We start from the raw sequence: 15092 nt of genomic DNA, 5'->3' as shown, positions 1-15092 counted from the left end.
TGACCACGGCTTAACGGCAGCAAGGAACAGATCTGTAGCGACAAGAAGCTGGATATACGGAAGCTTCAGGGTCTTGAGGTTTTGACTTGCTGAAACCAGACGTCCATATCTTTTAGCAGCGTGATGTAGTCGGCAATGTCTTCGATAAGCGCCAACTGCGAAGCTGCCGCGTTCGCTTCGTCCCACAGACGCTCGAACTTCCCAAGCGCGGTTGCGACCGGAATTGTTTCGACGGAGATCAAGGTGAAGTCGCCGCGAATCTCACGAGGTGTTCTGTGTTTCACAAAAGCGCTCGGCGATGGGTTGCATGGAGCGATGCCTTGAACGGCATCGCTTTGAGTGTGTCTGCTGGTTTGTTCGACGACAGCGAATGTGCTTCGGCAGCCGAAACATTACCCGGAGACCACCCGCAAAATTTTGCCATAAGTGCGCTCGATGTTGGTGCGCACGATCATGAAAGCTTCATTAAACATTCGCTGAATAAGGTCGTTATCACGGGCGAACGGCGCGGGCATTCCATGCGCCAAAAGAACCCATGCGGTTACCGTCTGCAATCGACAGTTCGGATTGCCCGAACAAAGCTTATACCCCGGAATCAGATGCGCACACTTTCGATCAAGGCCCGATTATCCATCGTCACTTTTGCGGTTGCCGCCGTTCTCGTAGCCGTGGGCGGCGTTGGCCTTTTTGGAGTCGCTCAAAGCAATGGAGCGCTCCGCGACATCTACGAAGGCCGAGCGAAGGCGCTTCAAAACATCTCGACTATCGACGAGCTTGTTTCGGAAACGCACTTTGCCATAAGCGATGCAGTGCTGGATCCGTCGGCGCAAAAAACTCAGACCGTCACGCAGGCCACGGGGAAGAGCGTCGGAAGAATCGATGTTTTGCTCGACGAATACTTGCGTGGACTTCATGACACATCCGAGCAGAAGCTTGCAACGCACTTCATGGCTGACTGGCGGTCGCTGCGCGACGAGGGATTTGTGCCCACGACCAAGCTTCTGCAAGCAAACAATTTATCCGAAGCGCAGTGGGTCGTGACGCAGCAAATTGAGCCGACAATCAAATTGGTGAAATCTGAAGGGTCCGAACTTCGGCAGCTGCAACTCGTGGCATCGCAGCAGGCATATGAACATGCAAGAAACGTGAGCAGACTCGTGCAATGGCTCGTCGCGGCGTGCATTGCAGCGGGTGTCGGGCTGGTCGGTCTGCTTTGCGTATCGATGGCTCGTGTGCTTTTCGCTCAGCTTGGCGGAGAACCGTCGACGGCAGCTGCCGTTGCACATCGGATTGCGGGAGGCGATCTGTCGGTCGTCGTTCCAGTCAAATCAAACGATACATCGAGCATGATGCACGCAATGAGCTTGATGCAAACGCGGCTCGCTTCGATGATCGGTGGAATCCAGCATACCGCCGACACCATTGCGAGCACGACCTCGCACATCACGGCGGGCAACACCGCGTTGTCCAGCCGGACCGAAGAGCACGTGGCGGGTATCGAACAAACGTCGGCGAGCATGGAGCAGCTTGCATCGACCGTGAAAGCAAATGCCGACCACGCCGAGCAAGCACGCACGCTTGCAATGTCGCCACGAACAAGGCGCGCGATGGAGACAGGGCAGTTGCGGACGCGGTCGAGCGCATGGGCAGTCTTGCCAGGCGCTCGGCGCAGATTCGCGAGATCACGTCGGTCATAGAGGGCATTGCGTTCCAGACCAATCTGCTTGCGTTGAACGCGGCGGTGGAAGCGGCGCGTGCAGGTGCGCAAGGCCGGGGATTTGCCGTCGTTGCACAAGAGGTCAGGGCACTTGCCGAACGCAGTTCGAATGCCGCAAAGGAAATCGCCACATTGATAAACGGCGTTACGAGCGAGGTCGATTCGAGTGGCGCCACCGTCCAGGTTGCTGGCCGCATTATTGTGGAGCTGCTCAGCTCTGTAACGGGCGTTGCTGAACTCGTCGATGCCATCGCCACTGCCTCGCGGGAGCAAAGCGCGGGAATAGACCAGATAAACACCGCGGTGACCATGATGGACCGCATGACTCAGCAGAACGCGTCACTCGTTCAGGATGGCGCGACGACTGCGACCGAACTGGAAGCGCAGACCGAGCAACTGCGCAGCGCCGTGCAGGCGTTCACGGTCTAAGGTCGGGACATTGTTCGGCAGTCCAATGCCAATGCGCAGAGAAAGCTCTGCGCTCGATATTTGCGTCGTCTTGCGCAGCTATTTCTTTCGCCGCTGACCGATGAGTTTGACGATGTCGGTGGTCGGCGCGCTGGTCAAGAGGCGGGGAATATCTTCGAAATGGACCCAGCGACATCGCGTTATTTCATTGCTCGGGCGAGCTTTGGCACGCTGTGAGATTTCGCAAGAGAAAACGTGATGATGCTTTTGCTTGCCTCTGACGTCGAAAAGACGCTTCGCTGACTTGGCAGAAAGCCGCGTCTCTTCTTTGAGTTCCCGACGTGCAGCGTCCGAGAGAAGTTCGCCGTGTTTCAGAATCCCACCGGGCAGTGCCCATCTTGATTGACGACGTGCTACCAGGAGGATTCGCTTGCCTCTCAGACAGATCACGGTGGCGCGTTTCTTCAAGTTGAACTCCAAGTTTTCTTTTTTGGTCCGTCAAGGCGCCGGCATTGCAGCACTGCACAGTCGACGCTTGCTACGATCCATCCTAATGCAAAAACACAGATGCCTAGAGAAGTCTTATCAGGGAGGCAGCCCTCACACGACAGCCTTGAACGATTTCATCAAACTGTCATCGAATTTAGGTTTAGGGGGGAACCACTGTTGTAACGTCCAAGACAAATTTTTCGTACGACGAGGCCGCAATGGTAGACATGGACGCTGACTGGCCTTTGCCACGGCCAATAAATCTCCTTGAGAAACATCGACGCTGGGTCGAATCATCGTTATCAAATACAGCGTCAATCGCAAGCACCTTTTCGTCCCTAGCCACACCTGTGGTTGCTGAGGCGGTGCGGCAGGCGCAAGAACTGAATACGAATTGCGATGCTGAGGGATTCCACCAGCTTCGCGTCGCTTTTAGAAAACTGAGGGCCTTGTACTGGGCGTATTCGCCCTACCTTGGTAAAGAGGTGACTGCGCAAGCCACCGAGGAATTCAAGCGCCTTGCTGCTGTAGCGGGCGCAACGCGGGACTGGGATGTCGCAGAAGATCTTCTGAAGGCCGCCCAAGTATCACGCGCATCTTTAGGGCTGCTTGTGGCCGCTGCTCGAGAGAAGCGCGCTGAAGCCGTAGCGCGTAGTCAGACGCTCATAAAGAGCGAGGAAATTGAGGTATTTCTGAACGACGTGTTAGATCGCGCGCAGAAGACCTTAGATGCAAACGGCAATGATCTTCCCATCAGTGAATTTGCCCGAAATCGCGTTCGTCATGCGCAGCGAACGTTGAGGAAACGCAGTAGGGGTGCATCCCGTGACGACCCTGTTCAAGAGGAATCGTTGCACGACGTGCGAAAGGCAGGGAAGAAGCTTAGGTATCTGCTTGAGTTTTTTGGACCTGTCATCAAGGGTGGATATGGTCGAACGATGCAGGAGTTGACGTCGATGCAAAACAAACTCGGACAGTTCAACGACATTGCCGCAAGCGAGACATTGATCCGGGGCACCTCATTCAACGATATTCCGCCGGAAGTCGTCCAGGAGTCGCTGGAGTGGCTGGCAAAGCGCAAGTGCCGCCGGATGCGGACGGCATCACAGCGTGTTCGAGCCATCTCAAGGTAGATCTGGCGCGAGTAAGTCGAAACTTTTCTGACTTCGCGCGCCTACGGCGATCGAAAGCCGAACGAAAAGAAAGTCTCACGTAGCGGTCACGTTACAACGGTAACGTGCCGCACGAAACAGGGACCTTTTGATCGTAAACGGCAACGGAGACTAACGACATGATGCGTGTTCTTTCCACGACCTCGGCAACGCTCAAGACGCTTGTTATCGCTGGTTTAATAAGCTTCGCAACGGCAAGCGCCCATGCGGAGGTTCCGGACCCCACCACTCAGATTACGCAAAGCGGCTTTTCGCCTTTGTATCTCGGCGTCGATATGGAGACGGCAACCGTCCCCTCAAATCCAGCAACGGCCGGTGGCAAGCCGACGATAAGTCGAGCAAGCGTGGTGCGCATTGACCTGCGTGCACCGGGCGTGAGCGTCGAAACAACTGAGCATAGCGGTCCACTCATGACGACGTCGGAAACGATTTCGCAATTTGTCGCGCGCACCGATGTCCGGCTTGCTATCAACGCTAACTTCTTCGCGCCGTGCTGCGCCACGACGCCAGAACCAAAGACAATTATTGGTCTACTCGTGTCGCACGGACAGGTCGTCAGCCCACTAACCAATGATCCGACACAGAGCGAAGCGGTACTTGCAATCACCCGGCAGGGTCGCGCGTATATTGCCGAGGCGCCAGCGATTTCTCCGCAAGACCTGAAGCTCATCGATACGGCGGTTGCCGGCTCTGCAATTCTTTTGAAAAACCGCCAGGATATCAGCGCTCAAAGTCCCAACGAAGGCGATCCGCTTAATCCTAATCCACGAACGCTGGTCGGACTGTCGCACCAAGGACGTTATCTTTATTTTGTCGTTATTGACGGTCGAATCGCGGGCTATTCAACAGGCACAACCAATGCCCAATCGGCGCAGTTGATGATGGCGATTGGTGCTGATGACGCGATCAATCTCGATGGCGGCGGATCGACGGAACTGGTACGCGCTGACGAGGCAGGGACGGCGTTTATTGTCGATACTCCAAGCGGCGGTGCAGAGCGACTCGACGCATCGGCGATTGGCGTACATGCTTTTAGGTTACCAAAGCTGCCAGACTTGCCGTTCTGATACGGAGCAACGATCGGTAACGTTAGCAGACCGCTTGAACTTGACACAAAAATGAATGCATAAGTCCTAGACGCAGCAAGCATGTTGACCAACGACCCGGCAGGGCATCAGAGAATGGCTTCTTGGGTGCGGGAAGTTCCCTCTGAACCGCGCCATTTGAAGGGCCGAGCTTCGTCCGAAAGCTGTCATTTGTCAGATGAGGTGGCGAACGACAGAGGCGGCCGACTTTTACCCGACGTAAACCGGACAATTACAGCATAGCCCTACCAAACATCGTCGGACCGGGTCCGGCCAGTAGCTGCCGGCCACACGTGTCGTCGCTCGGACATTCCAACGTCCGCCTCACTCCGTGACCGGTCATCCAATCGTATATGACTCACGCTCCGTCTTTGGCTGAAACGCTCGACCGCGGAAAGGTTTCTGGATGGTGACTATCGCGATAGTGGCGGATGAAGGTGATCCTGATCCTACCCACCAGCCGTATTAGTTGTTTTTCAGACAGATCTTCGTCGAAGGCGGTCGCGCGACGCTTGAAGTTCGCCCAGAAGCCGGGGCTCTCCAGTCGAAAGCCTCAGAGCATCCGTTGTTCCCATGTCATCGTCGGCTATCGCTCCATCTCTGAGGCCGCTCGCTAAGAATTGGCAGTCGGAGCGGACGATTCAATTTCTGATCAGTATTGTTGCGCAGGTTGTAGTAGCCCAGGAGGCGTCTAGTCGTTAATATTACGATCGAACCCTTTGTGAGAAAGGAATGCGAGCTTCAATTCGGGTGAGTCTCCAACTATGAATAAATCGCATCACCTACTGCCGGATATGGAAGCTCATCTTCTTTGTTATGTGGTAGTGAGCGCTTTGACGTCGCACGCTCTAACCGACAATTGGAGTGTCGAACATTCGGTCGAGTCTATTCGTATTTGGCTGACAAGGAATCGGCAGTCAGCGAATTGGCTTCAACGTGTGTGTCTTGGACAGTTCGCATTTAAGCTTGCTCGCGAGCAGATCGCTGCGAGAAGACGGATTGCTCACCGTGATATTGCAACGCTTTTCACTCATGAAATGATGCCGAACTATCGAAATCCGAAAGTTCGGCAGATCTGGCAACTTTGCCGCAATGCGCTCAACGAAAGAAATAGACTTCGGGATTTCTCGGCGAGGACCGGTGACCATGACTCTGATCCGCACGCGGTCTAACTTGGCGGCCTGGCGACAATTCCATTGGCTGCTGACATGAACTACCGCAACACTGCCACAGCGTCTTGAGTTCTACGACTGGGTACATACCGGGAAGTCTGCAAAGAAAGTTTTTGCGAGACCGTTCCGACTTCGCGCTCGTTGCATTTTTTCGATTTGATGCTTGACTAGCACGCCCTGGCGCTCCTCTCCTCCAAGCTGAACGTCAGTTACAAAAACGCCTCGGATCAGAGCGACCCGTACGCGGAGCTTGCATTATTCGCAGCATCAGCTATCACACTAGCTTGATCGGGAGGTGTGGTATGCGACCCGCGACCCATATGCGCCCCCGACCGGACACATCGTCGACTGCGGTTCAGTACGTGCGTATGTCCACGGACCTGCAACGCGACTCGCCCACCAACCAAAAGGAGGTACTTGCGCGGTACGCCACAATACACGGCATTCATATCGCAGCAACATACGAGGACTATGGCAAGAGCGGGCTCTCGATGAGAAATCGTCCCGCGTTAGCTCGCCTCTTACAAGATGTACTCGATGAGAAGCGCATCTTCAGTGTGCTCTTGGTGTACGACGTATCGCGCTGGGGGCGCTTTCAAGATGTGGATGAAAGCGCGCACTATGAGTATGTGTGTCGACGTGCCGGCGTGCGTGTTGTTTATTGTGCCGAACCGTTCGAGAATGACAACAGCGCATCTTCGAACATCATGAAGACGCTTAAGCGCGCAATGGCTGGCGAGTACAGCCGCGAGCTCTCGTTGAAAGTGTTTTTGGGGCAGTGCCGCGGCACGCGCGAGGGATTCAGGCAAGGTGCCGCCGCGGGCTATGCACTTCAACGGGTGCTTGTCGATTTCAACGGCAATGTGAAAGGGCCGTTGCACAACGGGGAACGGAAAAACCTTCAGAGCGACCATGTCGTGATCGTGCCAGGTCCTGCACACGAAGTTGCATTGGTGCGACGCGTCTACGAATGGTTCCTGACGGAAAACTTGAGTCCAACCCGTATTGCTAAAAGGCTAAACGATTTCGGTCTTCGGACCGACTTAAATCGCCGATGGCTCAAGGATGCGGTCACTCGTCTGCTGACGAGCGAAAAGTATGCGGGCAACAACGTTTATAACCGAACTTCGGTGAGGCTACACACACCGAGAGTGAAGAATCCGCCGGAGCAATGGGTGCGAGCGGTGGGCGTATTCGAGCCGGTCGTCGATCGCGCGACATTCGATGCTGTGCAACTGCGCCTCGATAGCCGAACGCATTTGATGCCAGACGACGATCTTCTTGTCAAACTCGTGGCGCTGCATGAAAAAATCGGCAAGGTAACAGCCAAGGCCATTACCGCCGACCGTTCGCTCCCAGGAGTCCAGACCTACAGGAAACGGTTTGGCAGCTTGACTGAAGTTTATCGAACGATCGGCTTTGACAATGGGCACGACTATGGGTTTTTACGCGTTCTACGGGCGGCAAAAATTCTCCACAGCCGACTGTCCGATACTGTCATAGCAACGCTGAGGGACGCAGGCCATGAGGTGCATCATTCACTGGACAAAACCCTGCTTTGCGTCGACAACGAGATTCGGATAAGGCTTAACGTTCGCCCGGCGACGCGCACCCTCTACAAGCCGGTGCGATGGATCATCAAATGGCCTGAACTCCATCCGCCGGTCGACATCCTGGTGCTCGCCCGTGTTGACCGATTCGCCGTGAATTTTATCGATTTTTTCGTACTGCCCAGGGGCAGCTTGGGACCGCAGAAGCAGACTGAGCTGACGGAGAAGCCTAACCCTCAACTTGAAATGTTTCGTTATTCTGATTTAAAAATCTTGCTCGAACTTACGGCTCGAGTTTCTTTGGAGGTTTTTCGTGAACCCGGAAACGCGGCAAATAATTACCGTCCCGATTGACAGCATTACGATTCTCAATCCGCGAGCTCGAAGCAAGGTCAAGCACCAGGAAATCATAGACAGCATTGCGGCTGTCGGATTGAAGCGACCCATTACGGTCAGCTTGCGTTCAACCGACGACGGGTACAGCACGTACAACCTCGTGTGTGGGCAGGGACGTATTGAGGCGCTCCGGCTGCTTGGTTATTTGGAGGCGCCAGCGTTTATCGTTGAAGGCGATGAACAAGGATGCCTGGTGCGCAGCCTTGTAGAAAATGTCGCGAGACGCAATCACTCGGCTGCCGAACTTCTCGCCGCCGTTCAGACGCTACGCCAAGCGGGGTGTTCAGACAAAGATCTCGCAATCAAGGTCGGCGTTTCGGTGAATTACCTTCAGGACTTGCTCGTGCTTGTCGAGTCCGGGGAAGAGCGCCTGCTGGCAGCGGTTGAGAACGGTACGATCCCGCTGCGGCTTGCCATTCACATCTCAAAAGCCTCGGATTTGGACGTGCAACGCGCGTTAGCCGATGCCTATGCCGATGGGACGCTCAAGGGTCGGCAGATCGTAGTGGTGCAGCGCCTTGTTCAGCGCCGGGCCTGCGCCGGTCCCGGACGATCCAAGCACGGGTCTAGCTCGGTTGAGTCTAAAGCACTGACGCCTGAACGCCTACGAAGAATGTATATCAAGGAGGCCGGGAAGCAACGGCTGCTTGTTAAGAAAGCTGAACTTGTTCAAACGCGTCTGTTATTCATTGTCGCAGCTTTAAAGGATCTCCTCTCGAACAGGGATTTCGTTGCGCTTCTCGCTAGCAAGGGGCTAACGACGATTCCGCGCGCATTGCAGGAACGGCTCGGTCGGGAGATGTCATGAACCCATATCAAAACCCGACCGGCGTTGGGGTTAAAACGGCGTTCGCGTGCAGTGCCGTGACACTTAAGCTTAAGTCCCTTCGAATCGCCAAGCCGTTGCCGCAGCAGGCATTGGTCAGTAGGAAGTTTTTTCAGGTACTCGCTTCTATCGCCGCCGTCGGCTTGGTTGAACCGGTCGTCGTCACGGCAGCGGGCGAGCCGTCTAATTTGTATAGAGTTCTCGATGGCCGGCTTCGGCTTGAAGCCTTACGGCGACTCGATATGGAAGAAGCACTTTGCCTCATCACGACTGATGACGAGGCGTACACCTACAACAAGCACGTCAGTCATCTTTCTCAGGCTCAAGATGCCCGGATGATTGCGAAAGCGCTCGCACACGGCGTGTCACGTGAGCACCTTGCAACCGTTCTGGGTATTGGACCGGGGACAGTGCGCCAGAAGCAAATGTTGTTGACTGGGATCTGTCGAGAAGCACAAGCGCTTCTTGCCGATAAGACTTGTCCAGGTGCCACTTTTGCGGCGCTTAAGGCGATGCGTCCGACCCGTCAGATTGAAGCCGCGGAACTGATGTGCGGGCAGGGCAACTTCGCATCCTCCTTTGCGAAAGCAATCTTGGCAGCGACGCCCCCCGAATTGCTTGAGCTGCATCGCCCCGGGAAACGAAAAGTCACGAATGATCTATCCGCGCAACTTGCGCGACTCGAAAAAGAGCTCGCCATCCTCCAAGCTCAGGTCAGCGTTACCGAAGAAGGATATGGAATCGATCATCTTCATCTTTCAGTGGCTACGAGCTACATTGCAAGCCTCATGCGGGAGGAAGCAGTGTCGTCTTGGTTAACACGGGTTTATCCCGAATATTCGGTTCACTTCCAATCGGTCGTGAACGAAGTCGAAGTGACAAACGGGCCGCGGAAAGCGGTCAAGTTACCGTTTCTACGCATGCACGCAACGGATGTGGTGTGACTAATCCCAGAAATAGGTCGGATAGGCAACAGTTGCGCCCGTCGCAGCGGTGGCGAATGGCAAACCGAACGGGGTCCGATACTTCGATTTACTGGTGTGCCCGCCTTCGCAGTGACATGTACCTGTAGGAGTAAAATTGCTATTGTCGGAGGATGACTGTCCGTGAGCATGATGTCATCGAATCGCAGGCGTTCCAACACCGATCATCAGCTTGAAAAAACAGATAGACGCCATTGAGCCAGCTGGCAACTCACGATGATCGCGAAATTTCGGCGCCTTCAACGGCGAAGGACTGGTAGGGGTCGCCGCATTTGGACGCGAAAACCTTCGATAGTTAAGCCACAAAGCCTTCGTATGGGGCGTTTATGGAGCGCCCGATATGAGAGGGTAAGGCATTAGCAGAATGCTTATTGCGAAAGCGCTGGATTTCGCGCGATCTGTGCCGGGCGTCACACAGGCAAACGTAGCGGCCAACGCGAGAAGTACGGCCGCGATCAAGATCAACATGCCGCTAGGATTCCGGGAGTTCCGGTTGGAGCGAAACTTTTTGAAGATTAGGGAGACATGTATGACGAGGTTCATATGTCACTGCAGTTCGCGGGCTAGGCCGCGTATCGGAACGGTCGCAGCAGGCGGGGACCGGCCATGAAGCGTCATTCGCCCGCACCGTTGCTCGGACATTCAGATGTCGGATCCACCCAGCAAGCGGCCATTCAATTCGCGATTGTGAAGGCAGATGATTTCATCCAATGTCTACGCCCCTCCCGCCTTCATGAGAATCTGCTTGAGCATCTCTGGAACGGCTCCTTGCGCCTCAAGCGTCGCGGTCCGGTAGGCATACTGATTCTTTGCGAGCAGGACTCCGGCAGCGGCCTCAATCGCCGCACACGACGTGACCCACTCCGTCCAGTTGGACTCTAGGTAGGTCTCAAGGTGGTCGCTCAGGGTCGCGACACGATCGCCGACCTGTTCTGATGGGAAATCAACCTCGGTCTCACCGAGGTACTTCAACAGCCGCCGGTTCTCTGTCGAAAACTTCGTGCGCTCGCCATCTATAGCGGTCTGATTTTTACCCGCAGCGTTGGCCCGCACCTCGAAGGCGCTGTCTCCGTCGAAGAGTACGTAGGTCGGAATCCCGAGGCAGGTAAGGATGGCATGAGCAAGTGGGATTCCACCCTTGCCCCCACCCGGAACAATCGACAGTCCTTGGGATTCGAGACGCCCCACCGCGTCCCGATCGCCGATGCCGTAGAACACGGCCGCCTCTGTATCGCCCTCGACCAGCAGCACATGCGCTGCGAACAATGCGACCGAGAGGCGATTCGTGACGACGCCATCGAGTTGACGGCTAACCTGGTCAGCATCTACCCCCCTGCGTCACACTAGATGTCGCCTCTGAATTTTCTTAATCCGAAGAACTCAGAGGTGCAGGTTGTGAATGCCAAACAGACGTATTCTGTCGAATTCAGGGAGCAGGCGCTGGCAAAGGTCCTGCAACGCGGCAACCGGTCCGTAGGAACGGTTGCCGCGGAACTGAACATGAACGTATTAACTTTGAGGAAGTGGATCCGCGTGTCTAACGCCGCAAACCGCAACCCGGGGCCAGTCGATGCACGACGCCCGGAAGATTGGTCCTTGGAAGAGCGCCTGCTGGCATTGCAGCAGAGCCATGGACTGAGCGACGAGGCACTAAGCGCGTGGTGCCGTGAACGTGGCTTGTTTGTTCATCATCTGGACCAGTGGCGCGCCCAGTTTTGCTCGGCCGGCACCGCGAGCAGCGCACGTGCAAACGCTCCAGAACTGCGCGAGCTGAAACAGGCCAATGCGCAGCTGCAGCGCGAATTGAAACGCAAGGAAAAGGCTTTAGCGGAGGCGGCCGCGTTGCTGATACTTTCAAAAAAGTACCAGGCGCTGTTCGGGGACGAGGACGAATGAGCTCCCCCGAAGAGCGTGCGACATTGCAGGAGCTGATCGGCAAGGCGACTACAGCCGGGGCTCGTCAGGCACGCGCATGTGCTGTGCTCGGGCTAAGCGCGCGCACCGTGCAGCGCTGGCAAGGCGGCGGTCCTGAAGCAGTGGATGGGCGCGCCTTACGCCATCATGATGCTGTTCACAAGCTGTCGACCGATGAGCGCGCTGAACTGCTGGCGGTGGCCAACTCTGTCGAATTCGCTCATCTGCCACCGAGCCAAATCGTCCCTCGATTGGCCGACCAGGGCCGCTACATCGCCTCAGAATCGACGTTCTACCGGGTGCTGCGTGAAGAGAAACAGCTTGCTCATCGGCGCAGTGAACAACCAGCGCGCGCCCGCAGCAAGCCTCGCGCAGTTTGTGCCGACGAGCCCAATCAATTGTTCAGCTGGGATATCACTTACCTGCCGACGACAGTTCGCGGGCAGTATTTCTATCTCTATCTGTTCATGGACGTATTCAGTCGGATGGTCGTCGGCTGGCAGGTCTACGCTGAAGAGAGCAGCGCCCAGGCCAGCGAGCTTCTGAAGGACCTATGTGCACGTGAAGCGATCAAACCGGGTCAGGTGATTTTGCATTCGGATAACGGCGGCCCAATGAAGGGTGCCACGATGCTCGCCACCCTGCAGGCTCTGGGTGTCATGCCGTCATTGAGTCGACCGGGCGTGAGCAACGACAACCCGTTCTCGGAATCGTTGTTCAAAACACTGAAGTATCGGCCGGCCTATCCTCTGCAGGCGTTCGACACTCTATTTGCCGCGCGCGCTTGGGTCACCGTGTTGGTGCGCTGGTATAACCACGAACATCGTCACAGCGCGATCCGTTTCGTCACGCCTGCCCAACGGCACGCCAACCTCGACCAGCAGATCCTCGATCGCCGCGCGATGCTCTACGAGGCGGCAAAGCAGCGCAACCCGCTACGATGGAAAGGCCCCACTCGAAACTGGAAGCGCGTAAAAACGGTCCATCTGAATCCCGATCAGATAGACAACTTCGAACCCATCAAACGCGACCACCGACAGGAGCAAAAAGCCGCCTAAATCTAATCGTTGAGGCGACATCTAGCTTGAAATCTACCGAGTTCGGTGGCCCGGTATCTGTCGCTATTCGGCGTACAGCCCCATCGTTCAAAGAGCTTCAAGCTGTCTACCGATCCGTACTTTGTTGAGAAGGTGCGCGACATTGTCGGGCTATACCTAAGCCCTCCGACCCATGCACTCGTGCTGTGCGTCGATGAGAAGACCCAGTGTCAGGCACTGGAGCGTACGCAGCCCGTGCTGCCGATGGGGTTAGGCTATCTCGAAGGGGTAACGCATGACTACATCCGGCACGGGACGACGACCCTATTCGCTGCGCTCAATACGGCAACGGGAGAAGTCATCACCCAATGCAAGTCACGCCATAGGCATCAGGAGTTTCTGGCCTTTCTGAATCACGTCGACCAGGCTGTGCCGACTGATCTCGAGATTCATCTGGTGGTCGACAACTATGCGACGCACAAGCATCCGAAGGTCAAGGCCTGGTTAGCCAAACATCCGCGGTACCGCATGCATTTCACACCCACCTATTCGAGCTGGCTCAATCAGGTGGAGCGCTGGTTTGGACTGGTTACACAACAGGCGATTCGGCGCGGGTCATTCAGAAACGTGCGCCAACTGATTACCAGTATCGAGCGCTATGTTCAGCAGTACAACCAGCACAAGCGAGCGTTTGTGTGGACTGCAACAGCCGATTCCATTCTCAAGAAAGTGGCGAAACTATGTAAAGTTATTTCTGGGACAGAACACTAGCTCTGCTGTCTTCGCTTCCAACATACCGTTTTGCCTCCCTGAATCGAGCATGCGATGTGTGAGTCCGTGCATCGAAGCGTACCTTGTTGGCAACAACATACCCTGCGGATTGATTCCCCGAAAACGCGGTTCATCTGGCCGACGCGTGCTAACGCTTGAGACCGTAGGTGAACTTTAGATATGGCACGACTCGGAGAAGAGGCGAGAGACCATAGCTGAGTGACTTACCTAGCCGAAGTCGACGTATGTTCCGACATAATGCCCCTAATCGATGCTTCGGAAAGGACCTTGCCCATGATGAACGAGCCTTTGCGAACTTGCGGGACCATAAGTTAAACCCGGGTCACTCAAAAAGGGATGCGCCCAGCGCCGCAAGATTTCGCCACTTCACCGCGGTGATCCGCGTCGTCCCGTCCCCGTGCACGGATCTAATCATGACCCGATTGCCCCTGGCACCACCCAATACCTCAGCCACACGGTCGTCATAACGAACCAGCGTACCTCGAGCGGGCTGGCGTTTCAAATAATAGGTGCGTGTTCGCATGAGCCTCGTGCTGTGATCCCGTTTGGAACGGTATGATTTTGCATCGGAGGGACATTCGTCAAGCATCATTTTCGGAGCAGGGGCATGCGCAGGTTTTACGTACGACGTTCAGCCATTCACGGGCGCGGGGTATTCGCCTCGGCGGTCATGGCGCGTGGCGACTATTTGCTTGAATACAAAGGCGAGGTACTGTCTGAACGCGAAGCAAATCGACGGTTTGCCCGATCAGAAGCGGAGGCGGGGCACACTTTCTTTTTCGGGATCGGCGATGGCCGCGTGATCGACGGTGCTGTTGCCGGCAACTCCGCGCGCTGGATTAATCACAGCTGCGCACCGAACTGCGAGGCCGAGCAGGACAACGATCGCGTCTATATCCGTGCGATCAAAAAGATCGAAGTCGGCGACGAAATTTTCATCGATTATCGTCTGGATGCTGGAAGCCGACCCAGCAAAGCGCTAAAAGCGACCTACGCATGCCGATGCGGTGCGAAGAAGTGCCGTTCCACAATGCTGTATGTAAAGTGAATAGAGTTCGATGCGAGGGATTTAAGCTTCGCGCATCTGCGACAGCCGTTTCCTGGATTGTTGTGAAATTGCCTGCGCAAGCTGGTGGAGAGAATATCGGTTTCTTACGTCAGGTTTCCTGCACGCAATTGCGGCTCGTCTGGAAAAGCTTGCGGCCTTTCGTGAGCAGCGCTATCGGTTTATACCCGTTTCACCGCCAGCAGTCACCCTCGTCATTTTGCATCAGCTGCTCATTGGCTTCTTACGGATTTGACACGAACGTCGCCACGTCCGTTGAGAATTCGTCGTCTCACGGGTCAATGACGAATTCTTGCTTCTGCTGACTTTATTTCAATTCAATATTCGAGTCTCCTTGGTCGAATGGTATCTGTCGCGCAAAGGGGGGGCAAAACAGCTCATCGCGCCAGCGCCTGCGCTCGCCAACAGCTCCGAATGATCTTGGGTTGCTAAAGACTAAAGTTTTCCCAGTCTTGGCCGATGTAAAGGGAGTGCGGGCGCTGTCA

General features: G+C 55.5%; 10 protein-coding genes and 3 pseudogenes. 9 read left to right on the top strand and 4 right to left on the bottom strand.

Features of this window, described 5'->3' with window-relative positions; translation table 11 throughout:
• Nucleotides 1-65: 65 nt before the first annotated feature.
• Nucleotides 66-284 (bottom strand): hypothetical protein, encoded by a 219-nt coding sequence (locus tag AXG89_RS25425; RefSeq protein ID WP_062173672.1) that lies wholly within the window; start codon nt 282-284, stop codon nt 66-68.
• A gap of 108 nt (nt 285-392) precedes the next feature.
• Nucleotides 393-515 carry a hypothetical protein gene (locus AXG89_RS44190; protein WP_256936025.1) on the bottom strand — a complete coding sequence of 41 codons (123 nt, stop codon included), beginning with the start codon at nt 513-515 and terminating at the stop codon, nt 393-395.
• Between the two features lie 84 nt (nt 516-599).
• Here AXG89_RS44190 and AXG89_RS44805 point away from each other — a divergent pair.
• A pseudogene (locus tag AXG89_RS44805) lies at nt 600-2146 on the top strand (methyl-accepting chemotaxis protein).
• 78 nt (nt 2147-2224) lie between these two features.
• Here the strand turns inward: AXG89_RS44805 and AXG89_RS25415 are convergent.
• Nucleotides 2225-2593, bottom strand: a complete 369-nt coding sequence (locus tag AXG89_RS25415; RefSeq protein ID WP_062173671.1) for an NUDIX hydrolase — start codon at nt 2591-2593, stop codon at nt 2225-2227.
• A gap of 239 nt (nt 2594-2832) precedes the next feature.
• On the opposite strand from AXG89_RS25415, the gene AXG89_RS25410 reads away from it, so the two are divergent.
• From AXG89_RS25410 to AXG89_RS25385, 5 genes are all read left to right on the top strand, one after another.
• Entirely contained in the window at nt 2833-3747 is a 915-nt protein-coding gene (locus tag AXG89_RS25410) for a CHAD domain-containing protein (RefSeq protein ID WP_162916127.1), read from the top strand.
• Between the two features lie 158 nt (nt 3748-3905).
• Nucleotides 3906-4853: a phosphodiester glycosidase family protein gene (locus tag AXG89_RS25405; protein WP_062173667.1), complete on the top strand. Its 948-nt coding sequence runs from the start codon at nt 3906-3908 to the stop codon at nt 4851-4853.
• A 1492-nt stretch (nt 4854-6345) separates the two neighbouring features.
• Nucleotides 6346-7947 carry a recombinase family protein gene (locus AXG89_RS25395; protein WP_069638443.1) on the top strand — a complete coding sequence of 534 codons (1602 nt, stop codon included), beginning with the start codon at nt 6346-6348 and terminating at the stop codon, nt 7945-7947.
• Nucleotides 7907-8797, top strand: a complete 891-nt coding sequence (locus tag AXG89_RS25390) for a ParB/RepB/Spo0J family partition protein (RefSeq protein ID WP_062173662.1) — start codon at nt 7907-7909, stop codon at nt 8795-8797. Before AXG89_RS25395 ends, AXG89_RS25390 begins: the two co-directional genes overlap by 41 nt.
• Nucleotides 8794-9759: a plasmid partitioning protein RepB C-terminal domain-containing protein gene (locus AXG89_RS25385; protein WP_062173660.1), complete on the top strand. Its 966-nt coding sequence runs from the start codon at nt 8794-8796 to the stop codon at nt 9757-9759. Before AXG89_RS25390 ends, AXG89_RS25385 begins: the two co-directional genes overlap by 4 nt.
• Before the next feature lie 753 nt (nt 9760-10512).
• On the opposite strand, the pseudogene AXG89_RS25375 reads toward AXG89_RS25385, so the two are convergent.
• Nucleotides 10513-11127 (bottom strand): annotated as a pseudogene (locus tag AXG89_RS25375) (TOPRIM nucleotidyl transferase/hydrolase domain-containing protein); the annotation flags it as partial.
• Nucleotides 11128-11193: 66 nt separating this feature from the next.
• Between AXG89_RS25375 and AXG89_RS25370 the strand changes: the two are divergent.
• The 3 genes and pseudogenes from AXG89_RS25370 to AXG89_RS25355 all read left to right on the top strand — a co-directional run bounded on the left by AXG89_RS25370 (nt 11194) and on the right by AXG89_RS25355 (nt 14589).
• Nucleotides 11194-12770 (top strand): IS3 family transposase gene (locus AXG89_RS25370; protein WP_236873502.1). Its coding sequence is split into 2 segments (ribosomal slippage): nt 11194-11653 and nt 11653-12770, totalling 1578 coding nucleotides; the frame shifts between segments, so codons are not numbered across the junction.
• Between the two features lie 36 nt (nt 12771-12806).
• Nucleotides 12807-13520: pseudogene (locus AXG89_RS25365) on the top strand (IS630 family transposase); the annotation flags it as partial.
• A 628-nt stretch (nt 13521-14148) separates the two neighbouring features.
• Nucleotides 14149-14589 carry an SET domain-containing protein gene (locus tag AXG89_RS25355; protein WP_062173655.1) on the top strand — a complete coding sequence of 147 codons (441 nt, stop codon included), beginning with the start codon at nt 14149-14151 and terminating at the stop codon, nt 14587-14589.
• Nucleotides 14590-15092 lie beyond the last annotated feature (503 nt).

It is taken from the genome of Burkholderia sp. PAMC 26561 (genome assembly GCF_001557535.2).
Taxonomy (GTDB): Bacteria; Pseudomonadota; Gammaproteobacteria; order Burkholderiales; family Burkholderiaceae; genus Caballeronia.
This window is presented reverse-complemented; position numbering and strand designations above follow the sequence as displayed.

Excerpts from the sequence above, each read along its gene's own strand:
- AXG89_RS25405 (WP_062173667.1), top strand. The coding sequence starts at position 3,906 with ATGATGCGTGTTCTTTCCACGACCTCGGCAACGCTCAAGACGCTTGTT.
- AXG89_RS25410 (WP_162916127.1), top strand. The coding sequence starts at position 2,833 with ATGGTAGACATGGACGCTGACTGGCCTTTGCCACGGCCAATAAATCTC.
- AXG89_RS25385 (WP_062173660.1), top strand. The coding sequence starts at position 8,794 with ATGAACCCATATCAAAACCCGACCGGCGTTGGGGTTAAAACGGCGTTC.
- AXG89_RS25355 (WP_062173655.1), top strand. The coding sequence starts at position 14,149 with ATGCGCAGGTTTTACGTACGACGTTCAGCCATTCACGGGCGCGGGGTA.
- AXG89_RS25395 (WP_069638443.1), top strand. The coding sequence starts at position 6,346 with ATGCGACCCGCGACCCATATGCGCCCCCGACCGGACACATCGTCGACT.
- AXG89_RS44190 (WP_256936025.1), bottom strand. The coding sequence starts at position 515 with ATGCCCGCGCCGTTCGCCCGTGATAACGACCTTATTCAGCGAATGTTT.